At 69.9% G+C, this 14,721-nt stretch carries 17 protein-coding genes and 1 riboswitch; of the genes, 8 read left to right on the top strand and 9 right to left on the bottom strand.

All coding sequences use genetic code 11. The features are described 5' to 3' along the window. The 4 genes from ACYVF3_RS23315 to ACYVF3_RS23300 all read left to right on the top strand — a co-directional run. The coding region (locus ACYVF3_RS23315) for a transaldolase family protein (protein WP_461156392.1) at positions 1-172 on the top strand (172 nt) is incomplete at its 5' end. 14 nt (positions 173-186) lie between these two features. Continuing rightward, a complete protein-coding gene (locus ACYVF3_RS23310) occupies positions 187-444 on the top strand; it encodes a hypothetical protein (protein WP_461156378.1) in 258 nt (85 codons plus the stop codon). A 37-nt stretch (positions 445-481) separates the two neighbouring features. After that, positions 482-1,348, top strand: coding sequence for an AraC family transcriptional regulator (locus ACYVF3_RS23305; RefSeq protein WP_461156377.1), 867 nt, complete (start codon positions 482-484; stop codon positions 1,346-1,348). Further along, positions 1,345-1,752 (top strand): VOC family protein, encoded by a 408-nt coding sequence (locus tag ACYVF3_RS23300; protein ID WP_461156376.1) that lies wholly within the window; start codon positions 1,345-1,347, stop codon positions 1,750-1,752. The genes ACYVF3_RS23305 and ACYVF3_RS23300 overlap by 4 nt, the downstream gene beginning before the upstream one ends. 115 nt (positions 1,753-1,867) lie before the next feature. On the opposite strand, the gene ACYVF3_RS23295 is transcribed toward ACYVF3_RS23300, so the two are convergent. Then, entirely contained in the window at positions 1,868-2,086 is a 219-nt protein-coding gene (locus ACYVF3_RS23295; RefSeq protein ID WP_461156375.1) for a hypothetical protein, read from the bottom strand. Between the two features lie 123 nt (positions 2,087-2,209). Between ACYVF3_RS23295 and ACYVF3_RS23290 the strand changes: the two genes are divergently transcribed. Both ACYVF3_RS23290 and ACYVF3_RS23285 read left to right on the top strand, forming a co-directional pair. Further along, positions 2,210-3,046, top strand: coding sequence for a helix-turn-helix domain-containing protein (locus ACYVF3_RS23290; protein ID WP_461156374.1), 837 nt, complete (start codon positions 2,210-2,212; stop codon positions 3,044-3,046). Positions 3,047-3,059: 13 nt separating this feature from the next. Next, complete coding sequence (locus ACYVF3_RS23285; RefSeq protein ID WP_461156373.1) at positions 3,060-3,263, top strand: DUF397 domain-containing protein; 204 nt, start codon at positions 3,060-3,062, stop codon at positions 3,261-3,263. Between the two features lie 214 nt (positions 3,264-3,477). Here ACYVF3_RS23285 and ACYVF3_RS23280 read toward each other — a convergent pair whose 3' ends face one another. From ACYVF3_RS23280 to ACYVF3_RS23250, 7 genes are all read right to left on the bottom strand, one after another. Next, positions 3,478-5,073: an alkaline phosphatase D family protein gene (locus ACYVF3_RS23280; RefSeq protein ID WP_461156372.1), complete on the bottom strand. Its 1,596-nt coding sequence runs from the start codon at positions 5,071-5,073 to the stop codon at positions 3,478-3,480. Positions 5,074-5,193: 120 nt separating this feature from the next. Next, a complete protein-coding gene (locus ACYVF3_RS23275) occupies positions 5,194-6,768 on the bottom strand; it encodes a hypothetical protein (protein WP_461156371.1) in 1,575 nt (524 codons plus the stop codon). Further along, entirely contained in the window at positions 6,762-7,970 is a 1,209-nt protein-coding gene (locus tag ACYVF3_RS23270; RefSeq protein ID WP_461156370.1) for a cytochrome P450, read from the bottom strand. Before ACYVF3_RS23270 ends, ACYVF3_RS23275 begins: the two co-directional genes overlap by 7 nt. 54 nt (positions 7,971-8,024) lie before the next feature. After that, positions 8,025-9,029, bottom strand: coding sequence for a Gfo/Idh/MocA family protein (locus tag ACYVF3_RS23265; RefSeq protein WP_461156369.1), 1,005 nt, complete (start codon positions 9,027-9,029; stop codon positions 8,025-8,027). Positions 9,030-9,084: 55 nt separating this feature from the next. After that, entirely contained in the window at positions 9,085-10,107 is a 1,023-nt protein-coding gene (locus ACYVF3_RS23260) for a FecCD family ABC transporter permease (RefSeq protein WP_461156368.1), read from the bottom strand. Continuing rightward, entirely contained in the window at positions 10,104-11,093 is a 990-nt protein-coding gene (locus ACYVF3_RS23255; protein WP_461156367.1) for an ABC transporter substrate-binding protein, read from the bottom strand. Before ACYVF3_RS23255 ends, ACYVF3_RS23260 begins: the two co-directional genes overlap by 4 nt. A gap of 65 nt (positions 11,094-11,158) precedes the next feature. Continuing rightward, positions 11,159-11,340, bottom strand: a riboswitch (cobalamin riboswitch). A gap of 32 nt (positions 11,341-11,372) precedes the next feature. Further along, complete coding sequence (locus ACYVF3_RS23250; RefSeq protein ID WP_461156391.1) at positions 11,373-12,143, bottom strand: SDR family NAD(P)-dependent oxidoreductase; 771 nt, start codon at positions 12,141-12,143, stop codon at positions 11,373-11,375. A 218-nt stretch (positions 12,144-12,361) separates the two neighbouring features. On the opposite strand from ACYVF3_RS23250, the gene ACYVF3_RS23245 reads away from it, so the two are divergent. Both ACYVF3_RS23245 and ACYVF3_RS23240 read left to right on the top strand, forming a co-directional pair. Then, complete coding sequence (locus ACYVF3_RS23245) at positions 12,362-13,357, top strand: iron-siderophore ABC transporter substrate-binding protein (protein WP_461156366.1); 996 nt, start codon at positions 12,362-12,364, stop codon at positions 13,355-13,357. Between the two features lie 12 nt (positions 13,358-13,369). Further along, positions 13,370-13,963, top strand: a complete 594-nt coding sequence (locus ACYVF3_RS23240) for an MSMEG_1061 family FMN-dependent PPOX-type flavoprotein (RefSeq protein WP_461156365.1) — start codon at positions 13,370-13,372, stop codon at positions 13,961-13,963. 425 nt (positions 13,964-14,388) lie between these two features. On the opposite strand, the gene ACYVF3_RS23235 is transcribed toward ACYVF3_RS23240, so the two are convergent. Further along, positions 14,389-14,712 (bottom strand): putative quinol monooxygenase, encoded by a 324-nt coding sequence (locus ACYVF3_RS23235; protein ID WP_461156364.1) that lies wholly within the window; start codon positions 14,710-14,712, stop codon positions 14,389-14,391. Positions 14,713-14,721: the final 9 nt, after the last annotated feature.

Here is a 14,721-nt window from a genome sequence, read left to right as displayed (position 1 = left end):
CGGCGACCTGGTCTCGGGCAAGGCCGCCGAGTCCCAGCAGGTCTTCGACGACCTCGCCACGGCCGGCATCGACCTCGACGACGTGTTCAAGCACCTGGAGAGCGACGGCGTCGACAAGTTCGAGAAGTCCTGGACCGAACTGCTCGACACCGTCGCGGAACGTCTCGGATAGCCGAGGAGGATCGGATGTCTGACCCGGTGGACGGTTCCACGCCCAGCCCGAACGAGACCGAGCCCGACCCGCAGGACCTGGAGGACCCGGCGAACCTGCAGTCGGCGGAAGACCTCGACGAGGACGAGCTCGGCACCGACCCGCTGGAACGCGGTGTCGAGCCACCCGAGAGCTGGTCGGCCACGACGAAGGACCGCCCCACCCCGCGCGAGGAGCGCGAGGGCCGCTCGTTGGACGAGCGGATCGCCGAGGAACGCCCGGAAACCGATTGAGCGGACGGCTGTCGGTGCCGCGTGGACAATGGCTGACGTGGGCGAGCAGGACGTGGGGGAGTGGCGGTTCGTCGATGGCGGACGGCTGTTGCCCGAGGCCGTCGTCTCGGCGGTGGGCTACAGCTCGAAGCTCGAACGGCCTTGCACGCACCGGGGTCTGCCGTCACCGGCCCTGACCATGGTGCTGACCTTCGACGAGCCGGTCATCTCGGGTTTCGAACCCTCGGGGCAGTACTCCAGCACCAGTCACCTGGTGCTCGGCGGCCTGCACACCCGTCCCGCCTACATCTCCCAGCCGAAGGCGCAGAGCGGCATCCAGCTGGCCGTGCGCCCGCTGGCGTTGCGGCAGCTGTTCGGCCTTCCCGCGTCCGAGCTGCGGGAGCAGGCGATCGACGCGCGCGACGTGCTCGGCGCGGGTGTCGAGCGGTTGCGCGAGCAGCTGGCCGGTCTGCCCACGTGGCCGGAGCGCTTCGCCGCGCTCGGCGCCTACCTCCGCGAGAACACCGCCGAGGTGACCTCGGGCCCACGACCGGAGGTCGTCGAGGCGTGGAAGTGGATCGCCTGGCACCGGGGCACCGGCTCGATGAGCGCGTTGGCCCGCCACGTGCACCTGGGAGAACGCCAGCTGACGTCGGTGTTCAAGGCCGAGCTCGGGGTGTCGCCGAAGGCGGTGTCGAGGCTGATGCGCTTCGAGCACGCGCGCCAGCGCATCGTTCGGGCCGTGAGCGCGGGCGCTCCGCTGGACCTCGCGGCGGTCGCGCACGGCTCCGGCTACTACGACCACTCGCACCTGGTGCGCGACTTCAGGCAGTACGCGGGATCGAGCCCGAGTAGCTGGATCGGGGAGGAGCTCCGAAATCTCCAAGCCGGGGCGGGCCAGCCGGCGGAAGAATTCCCGGTATGACGACGACGAACACGAGGCCCGCACCCACCGTGTGGGCCACCCTCCAAGCGCAGGACGCACCCGGTCTCATCGATTTCCTCGTGGACAAGGTCGGTTTCATCAAGACCGCCGCCTACTCCGATGGAGATCTCATCGCCCACGCCCAGCTCGACTGGCCCGAGGGCGGCGGCATCATGCTCGGCTCGTACAAGCCCGGTCAGGACTGGTCCCGCCAGCCCGGAACGGCGGGGATGTACGTGGTGACCGACGATCCCGACGCGCTCTACCAGCGGCTTCGCGCGAACGGTGTCGAGATGATCCGCGACATCGCCGACCAGGAGTACGGCAACCGCGAGTTCACCATCCGCGACCCGGAGGGCAACCTCTGGTCCTTCGGCTACTACCGAGGCGAACCGCGCCCTTGAGAACTCGCGCGGTCTGCCGGGAGAAGGCGTCTCCACCAGCGCGATGCGTTGGCGGAGACGCCTTCTCATGTCCACGCCCGTGCCGGTCGGGGGCAGGCGGCTCAGGCGCGGTGGTCTAGCGGTTCTTGAGGCGGGAGTTGCACTCGGCGCAGGTGGGGAAGTAGATCCAGTCGACCTCGCTGGGCTTCGCCAGCGCGACGTGTTCCCCGCACACGGAATCGGCCGACGGCAGGCCGTCCCAACGCGGTCCCGGGAAGGCGTGGCGCACGCCGCCGGGAACCTTCTCGTTCGGAACGGGCAGCCAGAAGTGCCGTTGTGCCTGCTCGGTTCGCATCCCCAGTCCTCTCGCTCGTGATCAGCTTGAGTGCAAGGTAGCGAACTGCAATTGCAATCCGCGATTACCCAAACGGGTCATGTGCTTGATCGGCGGGTTCGGCGTGGTGCAAGATCCTGAGCCATGTCGAAGACGTGGCCGGCGGTCCGGCGGGTGCAGGTCGGGTTGATGCTCCGCGCGTTGCGCGACAGGTCGGGCGTGAAGTCCAAGGAGATCAACGAGACGCTCGACTGGTACGTGGGCAAGATCCAGAAGGTCGAGTCCGGCAACCTCACCGTCTCCGCGGCCGAGGTCAACGAGCTCATCCGCCTGTTCGGGGTCGAAGACCAGGACGAGGCCGACCGCCTCCGCGCCCTCGCCAAGGAAGCCCGCCGCCGAGACCAACCCGCCCGCGTCCCCGACTGGGCAGCCACCTACGTCGCCCTCGAAGGCGCAGCCACGGAGATCAAGCACTACGACCCGGAGGTCGTCCCCACGATCTTGCAGACGGAGTTCTACGCGACTGCTGTGCTCTCAAACCCTCTCGATGACAGCCAGAACGTGGAACCGGCTGTGGCCGAGCGCATGGAGCGAGCTGAACGCGCTTTGGGCGATGGTGGGCCGGAAGTGTGGTGCGTGATCGGCGAGGCGGCGCTCTACAGGCAAGTCGGCGGAAGGTCAGTTCTGCGTGATCAACTGCAACACCTGCGCAAGACGGCAGCACGGCCGAACGTGACCTTGCAGATCCTCCCGTTCGAGGCGGGCGAGCACGTCGCCCTCGGATCCTCGTTCCGGCTGCTGCACTTGGAAGAGCCGGAGGCCACGTACGTCTACGTCGAGGCTCTGACGAGCGGCGACTACCTGGACAAGCCCACCCACACCAACCGCTACGTCACGGCTTTCGATAGCCTGCGCATGGTCGCGGCATCCGACCGGGTGACCGTGAAGATGCTGGACCGCAGGATCAAAGAGCTGACCTAGTGGAGTGGTGATCATGTCCCCGACCTCGCCCATCTCAGGCTGGCGCAAGTCGAGCTTCAGCCAGGGGGCTGAGAACTGCGTCGAGGTCGGCCGGACTTCCGATGCCGGTGCGGCCGTGCGGGACACCAAGGACCGCGCTGCCGGTCACTTCACGACCACCGCTCCGCAGTGGCACGCGTTCGTCGCTGCCCTGAAAACCGGTCGCTTCGACCGCTGATCGCGCCCACGAGCAAAGCCCGCCCCGAAACCAGGGCGGGCGTTTCCCGTGCGCGTCCGCACCTCAGGTGGGTGACGTCGTTGCCCTCTCCCAGTTTTAGTCCAAACTAGGCGGACGAAGCGGACATGATCATGGCTCGGTTTGGACTAAAACTGGGACGTGGCGACCACTACCGGGACTCGTGCGAGGCGCTCGGCCTGTCTCCGTGCTGGTCCTAACCCTTCTGGACTCCGGGTTTCTGGTCTTCGACGACGTAGGTGGCGCGGGTCGTCAGCGGTGCGCCCGGCTCCGTCACGTGGGAGACGACCTGGAAGTCGCTCCGCCACCGCTGCTGGTTGACGTTGACCCGGACGTAGCCGCGCTGGCCGTTGATGAACTTCATGTGCGGGTTGGCCTCCAGCAGCCGCGCGGTCTCCTCGGTGGTATCGGCGCCGTCGCCGCCGCTGGAGATGGACGTCCCGACGAACTCGCTGGCCACCGTCGCCGAGTCCGGATCGCTGAAGTCGCGCTTGAGGTCCCACGCGTAGTTCTGGTGCCGGTCACCGGTGATCACCACGAGGTTGCGCACGCCGCTGTCCTGCGCGGCTGCCAGCAGCTGGTCGCGCTCGGCTACGTACCCGTCCCACGGGTCCATGAACACGTCGACCGCCTCGCCCGGGTCTCGGTCGGTCTGGCCCAGCGGTGCCTGGTTCCCGAGCACCTGCCACTGCGCGGCCGAACCGGAGAACCCGTCGAGCACCCAGTCCCGCTGCTGCGCGCCGAGGAGGGTGCGGTCCGGGTCCAGGCGGTCCGAGCAGTCGGCCGAATGCCCGTCGCCGCAGGGCTGGTCGTCCCGGTACTGCCGGGTGTCGATCATCGTGAAGTCCGCGAGGCGGCCGTAGGACAACCGGCGGTGCAGCCGCATGTCCGGACCGGAGGGCGTCTGGGCCTGCCGCAGCGGCAAGTTCTCGTACATGGCCTGGAAAGCGGCGGCCCTGCGCCGGCGGAACTCGGCCGGGTCCTGATCGGGCTCGTCGTCGACCTGAGAGATGTCGCCGGCCCAGTTGTTCTCGACCTCGTGGTCGTCCATCGTCACGATCCACGGGAAGCGCGCGTGCGCGCGCTGCAGCGGCTCCTCGGCCTTGTAGAGCCCGTACTGCAGTCGGTAGCGGGCGAGGTCGAAGGTCTCGGTGTGGAACTTCGGATCAGTCTCCACGCCCCGCTTGTTGTCCTCGGTCCCGTACTCGTAGATGTAGTCGCCGAGGTGCACCACGAGGTCGAGGTCTTCGTCGGCCATGTGGTCGTAGGCGGTGAAGTAGCCGTCCTGCCAAGCCTGGCACGACGCGAACGCGAAGTTCAGCTCGCTCGGGGTGGACGCGGCATCGGGGGTGGTCCTGGTCCTGCCGACCATCGAGATGTCGTCGCCGACCCGGAAGCGGTAGAAGTACTCCCGGTCCGGAGCGAGCCCGCTGATCTCGGGGTGCACCGAGTGGCCCAGCTCGGGGGTCGCCACGACGCTGTCCCTGCGGACGACGTCGGCGAAGCGCTCGTCCGTGGCGACCTCGTACTCGACCCGGACCGGCTGGGCGGGCATGCCGCCGCTGCCGTCCTCGGCGAACGGGTCCGGAGCCAGCCGGGTCCACAGCACGATCCCGTCGGGGACGGGATCGCCGGAGGCCACGCCCAGCGCGAACGGGTTCGCGGCTGCGGCCGGGGCCGCGAACGAGCTCGCGGCGCTCCACGTGCCCGTGCCCAGCAGCACGGCCGCTGATCCTGCCGCTCCGTAGCCGAGGAACCGACGTCGGGAAACGTTCTGCGCGCGTGAGCCCATGGTGCCTCCACCGTTCGAGGATCGATCAACGAAGACGCATTGTTGATCCCCAACGTAGACGACGTCGTTCCCGTTGGTAACCCACAAATGAACGGCGGGTGCGCGTTGCCGTTTGCCAGATCACGTCTGAGCGGGGACGAGTCGCAGGACGGTGCCCTCGCCGTTGGCGGCCAGCAGCAGGGAGCCGTCGGGCCCGGTGGTCAGTCCCGCGAAGGGGCGAGGTCGGGCAGGCGGGAACAGGGTGGGAGCCGGGTCCTGTCTGCTCAGTCCCGGCGGGAGGCCAACCGGCAGGGATTCGGCTTCGGTCCGGGCCTCGCCGGTGTCCAGGTCCACCGACAGGAGGCGCTTGGTGCCGGCGTCGACGACGTGCAGCGAGTTCTCGCGGATCGTGATGCCCTGGGGCTGCTCCAGTCCGTCCACGATGGACACGGGGTGCTCGTCGATCCGGACCACCGCGCCGAGGGTGTCGTCCGAGGCGTAGTAGCGGCCCTCGCCGTCGAGCGCGACGTCGATCGGGTGCGGGAGCTCGGCGATCACCGCGACCGCGTCCGAGTCATCGATGTGGATGACCCGCCCCGCACCGGTTTCCGCGACGAGCAGGCCCGAGTCGGTGACGGCGATCCCGGTGGGTTCGGCGAGACCCTTCGCCCGCAGCCGGACTTCGCGGGTGGCCGGGTCGAAGGTCCGGACGTCGCCGTGCATCGAGGTGATGTGCACGAGCCCGCCGCCCGCCGCCACGCCGTGGCAGGCGCCGCCCGCCACCGGCTGGATCAGCTCGCCGGTGACGAGATCGCCGTCGGCCAGCCGGAAGTGGTCGCCCGCGTAGACCCGCCCGGCCTCGTCGGCGGTCACGCCGAACGGGCCGTTGAGCCCGCGGCCCACGACGGTGCGGGTGCCCAGCGCCTCGACCTCGGTGACCCCGCCGCTGCCGTAGCTGGACACCAGCATCCGGTTCTCCCGGTCGAAGGCCGCGTTGTCCATCCCCGCCACACCGGTCTCGATGATGCTGCGGCGGCCGGTGTCCGGATCGATGCGCGTGACGACGCCCTCGACGCCGCGCGAGAGCACCACCAGCGCTCCGTCGTGGTCGAAGCGCACGGCCACCGGCTCGTGCACGTCGTCGGCCACCTCCTGCGGCGGGCCGCCCTCGGGGGAGACCCGCCAGACCTGGCCGGTCATCATGTGCGGGTAGTACAGCGACCCGTCCGGGCCCTGCTGCATCGCGTTGCCCATCGCCAGCCCATCGGCGAGCACCCGCACCTCGCCGGTGCCGGGCAGCAGCTCGACCAGACGGCCGTTCGGGCGCATCTCGTTGACGAAAAGCCGGTCGCCGACGCAGGTGATCCCGTTCGGCACCCGGATCTCCTGCGACAGCAACGTGAACTCGCCGTCGGGGGAGCGGCGCCACACCCGCTGCGGGGTGATGTCGGCGATGTACATCGCACCGTCCGCGGCGAAGGCGAGGTCGTCAGGCGCCTGGACCGGACCGTCGGCGGGAACGACGATCTCGACCGCACCGGTGCGCACGTCGACGGCGCTGATCTGCCCGGCCAGGAACTGCGCGACGTAGAGCCTGCCGTCCGGGCCGAAGGTGATGCCGTTGGAACCCCACAGCGGGCTCGGCCGGTTGAGCCGGCGCATCTGCCAGAACTCGCTGCGCGCGGTGCCGAACTCGCTGAATCGCGTGCTCACCATGCGACCAGCAGCTCCTCCAGTCCGTAGATGGCGTGGTCGCTGGCCCAGGCCACCTCGTCGTCGGACCCCGCCAGCCGCAGGCTCGGGAACCGTTGGAGCAGCGCCGGGAACGCGATGCGCATCTCCATCCGCGCCAGCGGTGCGCCCAGGCAGTGGTGCAGCCCGTGCCCGAAGCCCAGGTGCGGACCGGCGGGACGGGTGATGTCGAAGCGCTCCGGGTGCTCGACCAGCTCCGAATCCCGGTTCGCCGCAGGAAGGTTGAACGAGACCAGATCACCGCGCCGGATCGTCACCTCGCGGAGGTCGACGTCGCGCGTGGCCATCCGGGGCGAGCCGGAGTTCACCACGCTCAGCCAGCGCATCAGCTCCTCGACCGCGCCCGGCACCGACTCGGGATCGTCGCGCACCACCGCCAGCTGCTCGGGATGGCGCAGCAGCGCGAGGGTGCCGAGGCCGAGCATGTTGGAGGTCGTCTCGTGCCCGGCGACCAGCAGCAGGTTCGCGACGCCGATGAGCTCGGCGTCGCTGAGCTTGTCGTCGTGCTCGCGGATCATCATCCCGATGAGGTCTTCGCCGGGGTCGCGGCGGGCGCGCTGGACCAGGTCGGTCATGTAGGCCTGGGCCTCGCGGCCGAGCTCGGTCTTCTCCTCGACCGACGCGGTGAGGTCGAGCTGCCTGCGGGTGCGCTCCTGGAACTCGTCGCGGTCGGCGCTGGGAACTCCCAGCAGCTCGCAGATCACCAGCGACGGGATCGGCAGCGCGTACTGCGACACCAGGTCCGCCGGGCTGCCGTGCCGTTCCAGCTCGTCGAGGTGCTGATCGACGATCTCGGCGATGCGAGGTTCCAGCCGCCGCATCCGGCGCACGGTGAACTCCGGCGTGAGCATCCTCCGCAGCCGGTTGTGGTCCGGCGGATCCATCGACAGCAGGTTCCCGCTGCCGTCGCCGGAGAGCTGGCGCGGGTCCCTCGCGGAGCTTCCGGCGAGGTCGGCGGCCGTCCATCCGTTGCGAAAACCGGTGGTGTCGCCGAGCATCCGGCGCACGTCCTCGTGCCGGGTCAGCAGCCAGGCGGGAGGTCCGAACGGGGTGGGCACCCGCGCGATCCCGGTGCCGTCGCGCACGGCCTCCACATCAGGTGCCGGTCCGAATCCGGTCCGGCGGCGGCTGACCTCGACGACGGCGGGCTCGATGGCCTCGGGCACGAGCGATCCCCCTTGGGTTAAGTCGTGTGACTTAACCCAAGGTACCGGAACGGCTCAGGCCGGGACCGCACCCCGCTGCTTCACCCGCGTCGCGGTCTCCTGGACGGCTTCGACCAGTCGCGCGGTCTCCCGGGCACCGCGCAGCCACGACCGCTCGATCTCCGGGGTGCGCCCGTCGCGCACCGCCCCGGCGAACGAGGCCAGCGAGTCGCGGAACTGGTGCGAGGCGTCGAGCACGAACTCCTCGCTGTGGTCCTGCTCGTCGAGTCGCAGCACCGGGCGGTGCTCGGCGGGCGGGGTGAACGCGCGCTCCAGGCTCAGGTGCCCGCCATCGCCCCACAACGCGTAGCGCGACCGGTAGGTGTGCTGGAACCCGAACTCCAGATCCGCGAAGATCCCGTTCTCCGACACCAGCAGCGCGTGACCGGCCATGTCCACTCCGGTGTCGGCGTCCACCCGCAGAGTCGCGCCCGCCACGGTCAGCCCGTCACCGAGCAGCAGCTGAGCCGCCCGGATCGGGTACACCCCGACGTCGAGCAGGCATCCGGCGCCCAGCGCGGGGTCGTAGCGGATGTCGCCTGCGGGCGGGGAGGGCACGCCGAACGCCGAGCTGAAGGTGCGCAGCCTGCCCAGCCTCCCGCGCTCGACGAGCTCGCGCACCACCTCGTGCTGCGGGTGGTGCAGGAAGGCGAAGTTCTCGCGCAGCAGGAGCCCGCGCTCGGCCGCCAGCGCGGTGAGGGCCTCGGTCTGCTCGGCCGAGACCGTCATCGGCTTCTCGCACAGCACGTGCTTGCCCGCCCGCAGCGCGCGTTCGGTCCACTCGAAGTGCAGCGAGTTCGGCAGCGACACGTACACCGCGTCGATGTCCGGGGAGTCGATCAGCTGCTCGTAGGTCATGGCGGTTCCGCCGTGCCGGGCGGCGAAGTCCTCGGCCCTGTCCGGGGTCCGGCTGGCCAGGCCCGCCACGGTGGAGCCCTCGATCTCGTCGAGCGCGGGCAGCATCCGTCGTCCGGCGATCCCGGAGCAGCCGAGCACGCCCCACGCCACCTGCTGGTCCATCCCCACTCCTCCGCAGAGTCCGCTCTTGGTCGCAGCGTAGAGGTTTCGCCGACGATCAGGCGGCTCTGCCGCGCCGGGCGAGCAGGACGGCGAAGGCCGGAACTCCGACCAGCGCGGTCATCACGCCGACCGGGACCTCCTGCGGCGCGGCGATGGTGGTCGCCAGGACGTCCACCCACACCAGCAGGATCGCGCCCAGCACCGCGGTGACCGGCAGCAGCGCCCGGTGACGCGGACCCACCAGCAGTCGGGAGGCCTGCGGCAGGACCAGGCCGACGAAACCGATGGCACCCGCAGAGGCGACCAGCGTCGCGGTCAGCAGCGCGGTGGCCACCAGCAGTCCGATCCGCAACCGGTTGACGTTGACGCCCAGCGCGGCCGCGGTGTCGTGGCCCAGCGCGAACGCGTCCAGGGCGCCGGCCCTGGCCAGGCACAGCAGCAGGCAGACCGCGCACACCGCGCCCGAGACCGCCACGTCGTTCCACCGGGCGCCCGACAGCGAGCCCAGCAGCCAGAACAGCACGCCGCGCGTCTGCTCGGCATCGGCCGAGGTGATCACGACGAACGACGTCAGGGCGGAGAACAGCTGCGTGCCCGCGACACCGGCCAGCACCAGATGCGTAGTCGTGCCGCCCGCCAGCGTGCCCAGCATGATCACCAGCGCGAACGCCACCAGGGCCCCGGCGAAGGCGCCCGCGGTCAGCCCGATCGCGCCCGCGCCCAACCCGAGGACCACCACCAGGACGGCACCCGTGGAAGCGCCCGCGGACACGCCCAGCAGGAACGGATCGGCGAGCGGGTTCCGCAGCAGCGACTGCAGCACCGCGCCGCACATCCCCAGTCCCGCACCGCAGATCGCGGCGAGCACCGCGCGCGGTAAGCGCAGCTGCCAGACGATTCCCTGTCCGATCCGCGACACGTCGGTCTCGCCGAGACCCAGCCGCGCTCCCACGACCCCGGCCACGTCGGCCACCGACAGCGGTGCCGGGCCGAGCGTGACCGCCACCGCCATCGACAGGAGCAGCAGCGGGATGCCGCCGAGCACGATCAGCGGAGCGGGCAGGCGTCCAGTCCTCACCGCCGCTCCAGCGCGGCGAGCCGGTCGGCGAGCCGTTCGATGCCGGTGATGGTGCGCATGCTGACGTTCATCTCGGTGCCGGTCATGCCCATCCAGCGGCCCTCGGCGGCAGCGGGCAGCCGTGACACCGCGGGGTCGGTTCGCAGGAAGTGCTGCTTGGCGGCGAGGGAATCGCCTTCGCCGTCGCGGGTCAGGTCGCCGAGCACCAGCAGGTCGGGATCGCGGGCGAGCACGTCCTCCCAGGACACCTGCGGCCACATCGAGCGCACATCGTCGTAGGCGTTGCGCACGCCCAGTGTGCGGGTCATGATCGCCGGAGAGCCCGTCGCGCCTGCCATGTAAGGGGATTCGGTCCGGGCGAACCAGAACAGGACCGAGGTGTCCTGGCTGGGCGCGGCTTTGCGCCGCGCGTTCTCGACGCGCTGCCGCAGCTGCGCCACGAGGTCCTCACCGCGTTGCGGGACGTCGAAGATCATGGCGATCTCGTGCACCTCGCGGTAGATGTCCTCCAGCTCGACCGGCTCGGCCAGCGGCGCTTCCTCGGGCATGCAGTTGGAGGGCGAGAGGTAGGTGGGGACGCCGAGTTCGGCGAAGCGCTCGCGCGAGGCGACGCCCTCGTCGGTGAACACCGCCTGGTACGCGCCCAGCACCACGTCCGGCTCGGTGGCCAGCACCGATTCGAACGACGGGTTGTTGTTGGAAAGCCTCGGGACGCGGGCGTTCTCGTCGGCCAGCGCCGGATCGACCGGGTCGGTCCAGGTCGCGGTGCCGACCATCCGATCGGCCAGGCCCAGGGCGAGCATGATCTCGGTCGTCGACTGGTTCAGGCTCACCGCCCGGCGCGGCGGTTCGGCCACGGAGATCTGCCCGTCGCAGTTGGGCAACGACACCCGGGGTGGAGCGGACTCCGGGGAGGGCGCGGAGCAGGCGGTGATCGCGGTGGCGCAGAGCAGTGTCAAGCCCGTGCGCTTCCAACGTCGTAACACGTGGTGCGGAAATCCTCACCCCAGGCCCGTGCGCGAGACCTGGTCGGCCGATTCCCGGAACCGGGTGCGGTACCGGGGAGCCGGCAGGTCTTCGGGCTCGGGCTCCACCGAGCGAGCCGCCTTCCCGGATCGTGTGCGATCCAGTGGCTCGGGCTCGCTCGTCACCCCTACCGCTGCGCGTCAGCTCCGGCTTCCGACCGGATTCCCATCGGCCACACGTGGCACGACCGGCTCGGCGGTGAGTCTAACCGGGCGCGTGGCGCTCGATCCGAGGGCCGGTCACTGGTGGGTACCGCCGTCGATGCGGATCTCGGTGCCGGTGATGAACGCGCCGTCGTCGGAGGCCAGCATCGCGACCACCCCGGCGACGTGCTCCGGCGGAGCGAATCCGCTGCCCAGCGCGGGGGAGAGCTTGGTGAACAGGTCCCAGTCGGTGTCCTCGGGCAGCTTGTCGGCGGTGGTCTCGGTGATGCCGCTGCGAATCCCGCCGGGCACCAGGGACACCGCGCGCAAGCCCTGCTTGGCGTACTCCAGGGCGATGCTGTGGGTGAACGACTGGATCCCGCCCTTGCTCGCCGCGTAGGCGGCCATGTACGGGTGGGCGAAGTTCGCCGAGGTCGAGCTGAAGTTGATCACCACGCCGCTGCCGGTGGCCAGCAGCGCGGGTAACGCCGCGCGGGTCACCAGGAACGTGCCGGTGAGGTTGACCGCGAGGATCCGGTTCCACAGCTCCAGGGAGCACTCGTGCGTGCGCGCGCTGTGCAACGTCCCCGCGGCGTTGACCAGCACGTCCAGCCCGCCCAGCTGATCGGCCGCTGCGGGGACCGTCGCGTCGACCTCGTCCTCGTCGGAGATGTCCAGCGGCAGGGTTCCCAGCCGGTCGCAGGTGCCCGCGTCGGCGGCGCGCCGTGCCGTCTCCTTCAGCCCTGGCTCGTCGATGTCCGTGGTCAGCACCCGGGCGCCTTCGTCGAGCAGGCGCAGCACGCTCGCCTGGCCGATCCCCGAAGCTCCACCCGTGACGAGCACGCGCTTGCCGTTGAGCCTGTCCATCACCATCGGGTCCTCCCGCACGTCGAAAGCGCCCCGGCGGGGCTCGTGGGGATCAACGCGCGACCACGGCCTGAAGTTGCTCATGAACGAGGCCGGACACCAGCTCCGCCGGCGGACGAATGTGACGAACGTCGATGACGCTGGGGCGTATGGCGGTCTGGACTCCACACGGAGGGTTAGTTAGGTTAGGCGCACTTTAGTAGCTGCGAGGTGTGGAAATGCGCTGGATGCGGACCCTGGGGCTGATCATGGTAGTCCTGCTGGGAATCGCCCTGACCGGTTGCGGTGCGGCCGGTCCCGAGGACAAGCCCGCCGCCGGATCGGCCGACGGGCAGTTCCCGGTGACGATCAAGACCGCGTTCGGTGACGTGACCGTACCGGAGCGTCCGCAGCGCGTCGTCGCGCTCGGCTGGGGCGACGCGGAAACCGCGCTGATGCTCGGGGTTCAACCCGTCGGTGCCGCGGACTGGTTGCCGGTCGGGGGCGACGGGGTCCCGCCGTGGATCCCGGCGGACAAGCGCTACAGCGCGCCGCCGAAGATGCTCGGCACCATGGAGGTCGACATGGAGGCCGTCGCCGCGCTCGAACCGGACCTCATCCTCGACACCCGCGCCAGCGGTGAGAAGGAGCGCTACAACCTGCTCAACCGGCTCGGCGTGCCGGTGGTGAGCATCCCGCCGGGCGGGGAGTCGTACCTGACCACGTGGGACCAGCAGCTCGACATCATCGGCAAGGCGCTGGGCAAGAGCGCCGAGGCGGCGCAGCAGAAGGCCGACCTAGAGGGCAAGTTCCAGCGGGCCGCCGCCGCGAACCCGCAGTTCGCGGGCAAGACCGTGTCGGTCGGCGCGAAGATGGTCAGCTCCTACGGCGCTTACGTCAACGGCGGGTCGCGCCTGGAATTCATGGAGCGCTTGGGATTCCGGCAGTCGCCCGCGGTGCAGGCGTTGGCGGGCGGGAACTTCTTCATCCCCGTCTCGCCGGAACGCATGGACCTGTTCAACGCCGACCTGACGGTGATGTTCCCGATCGGCATCGACGCCGGCGAGATCGACAGGGACCAGATGTTCCAGGCGGTTCCCTCGGTGCGCGAGCAGCGCGCCGTGGTGCTGCACGACGAGCAGGCGACGCAGGCGTTCTCCGCCGGGACGGCCTCGGGGATGTCCTTCGCGGTGGACAAGGTCCTGCCGCTGATCGCGCAGAGCCAGGCGGGCTGAGGAGAACGACGCGTGCCCTCCTGGGACCCGAGTGAGGCCGAGCAGGTCACCTCCGAAGCGCAGCTGCGCGAGATCGTCGAACCACCGCACCCGGTGGTCGCCGAGAAGGTGGTCTCCGGCATCGACGAGCTCAGCCGCCGGTTCATCGAGCAGTCGCGGTTGTTCGTCGTGGCGACCACCGGCGCCGACGGGATGCTCGACGTCTCGCCGCGAGGTGACACCACCCGCAGCGTCGTGGTCTTCGACGACGGCAAGACGCTGGCCTACGCCGAACGTGCCGGGAACCGGCGAATGGACGGGCTGCACAACCTGCTGTGGAACCCGAAGATCGGGATGCTGTTCATGATCCCGGGCGTCAACCACGTGCTGCGCGCGAACGGCACGGCGACGATCGTCTCCTCCGCGCCGTTCATGGCCGACCTCGCGTTGAAGGGTTCGCCTCCGGAACTCGCGGTGGTCGTCAGCGTCGAGGAGCTGTTCGTGCACTGCGGGCGAGCCCTGCTCAAATCCGGCGCGTGGCGGCCCGACACCTGGCCGGTCGGCGTCGAGCAGCTCGGCGTCAGCGAACTCTACGAGTCCCAGCAGACGCTCAAACCCCGGGTGTGACGCCCCGTGACGGCACCGCGAACAGGACGCAGCGCCCCGCCACCATTGAAGGCGGCCGGGCCCCCGGCCGTCCCGGACTCCCACGACGGCCGGGACGGCGACAGCGGTGAGTGACTGCCCGGTGCTCGGAGGATCTCAATTTCGCGCGAAATTGGAGTCACCACCCCGAAAACGTCCCCTGAACTGCGAAGACTCGCCCGAGCACGGGGGAGGATCCCAATTTCGCGCGAAATTGGGATCCGCCCACGCGGCCGGGCGTGTCTGACCAGTTCAGGGCGCTGCCCGGCCCCCAGACGTCCAATTTCGCGCGAAATTGGAAGGGGGCGTTCGGGGCTGCGCGACTGGGGATCTCGACCTGGTCGGGTTCCGAGGTGTGGTTCAGCTCGTCGACCAGGCGCGGGGAGTGCGCGCCCCTCCGGAGCCGGTCAGCCCACCGACATCTCGCCCAGCTCGGACCAGCCGTCCTGGTCGAGCTTGGCGTTGATGATGCGCGGGGTCTCCGCCAGGTAGGGCGGCAGCTCCTCGCGGGCCTTCTGGAAGTGCTCCGAGGTGACGTGCGCCGAACCGGCCTCGTCATCGCGGAACGCCTCGACGAGGACGTACTCGTGGTCGTCGTCGAGGCTGCGGGACCAGTCGAACCACAGGCAACCCGGTTCGGCGCGGGTGGCCTCGGTGAACGATCTGGCGATCTCCGGCCAGCGGTCGGCGTGCTCCGGTGTGATCCGCCACTTCGCGGTGATGAAGATCATGAGCGTTCC

The organism is Saccharopolyspora tripterygii, from assembly GCF_054778355.1.
Note: the sequence above shows the minus strand (reverse complement) of the source record. Positions and strands in the feature narration are given on the sequence as shown.

What these genes read in the sequence shown, in the direction of transcription:
- ACYVF3_RS23310 (WP_461156378.1), top strand. Translation starts at nt 187, where the DNA reads ATGTCTGACCCGGTGGACGGTTCCACGCCCAGCCCGAACGAGACCGAG.
- ACYVF3_RS23300 (WP_461156376.1), top strand. Translation starts at nt 1,345, where the DNA reads ATGACGACGACGAACACGAGGCCCGCACCCACCGTGTGGGCCACCCTC.
- ACYVF3_RS23295 (WP_461156375.1), bottom strand. Translation starts at nt 2,086, where the DNA reads ATGCGAACCGAGCAGGCACAACGGCACTTCTGGCTGCCCGTTCCGAAC.
- ACYVF3_RS23290 (WP_461156374.1), top strand. Translation starts at nt 2,210, where the DNA reads ATGTCGAAGACGTGGCCGGCGGTCCGGCGGGTGCAGGTCGGGTTGATG.
- ACYVF3_RS23285 (WP_461156373.1), top strand. Translation starts at nt 3,060, where the DNA reads ATGTCCCCGACCTCGCCCATCTCAGGCTGGCGCAAGTCGAGCTTCAGC.
- ACYVF3_RS23280 (WP_461156372.1), bottom strand. Translation starts at nt 5,073, where the DNA reads ATGGGCTCACGCGCGCAGAACGTTTCCCGACGTCGGTTCCTCGGCTAC.
- ACYVF3_RS23275 (WP_461156371.1), bottom strand. Translation starts at nt 6,768, where the DNA reads ATGGTGAGCACGCGATTCAGCGAGTTCGGCACCGCGCGCAGCGAGTTC.
- ACYVF3_RS23265 (WP_461156369.1), bottom strand. Translation starts at nt 9,029, where the DNA reads ATGGACCAGCAGGTGGCGTGGGGCGTGCTCGGCTGCTCCGGGATCGCC.
- ACYVF3_RS23250 (WP_461156391.1), bottom strand. Translation starts at nt 12,143, where the DNA reads ATGGACAGGCTCAACGGCAAGCGCGTGCTCGTCACGGGTGGAGCTTCG.
- ACYVF3_RS23245 (WP_461156366.1), top strand. Translation starts at nt 12,362, where the DNA reads ATGCGCTGGATGCGGACCCTGGGGCTGATCATGGTAGTCCTGCTGGGA.
- ACYVF3_RS23235 (WP_461156364.1), bottom strand. Translation starts at nt 14,712, where the DNA reads ATGATCTTCATCACCGCGAAGTGGCGGATCACACCGGAGCACGCCGAC.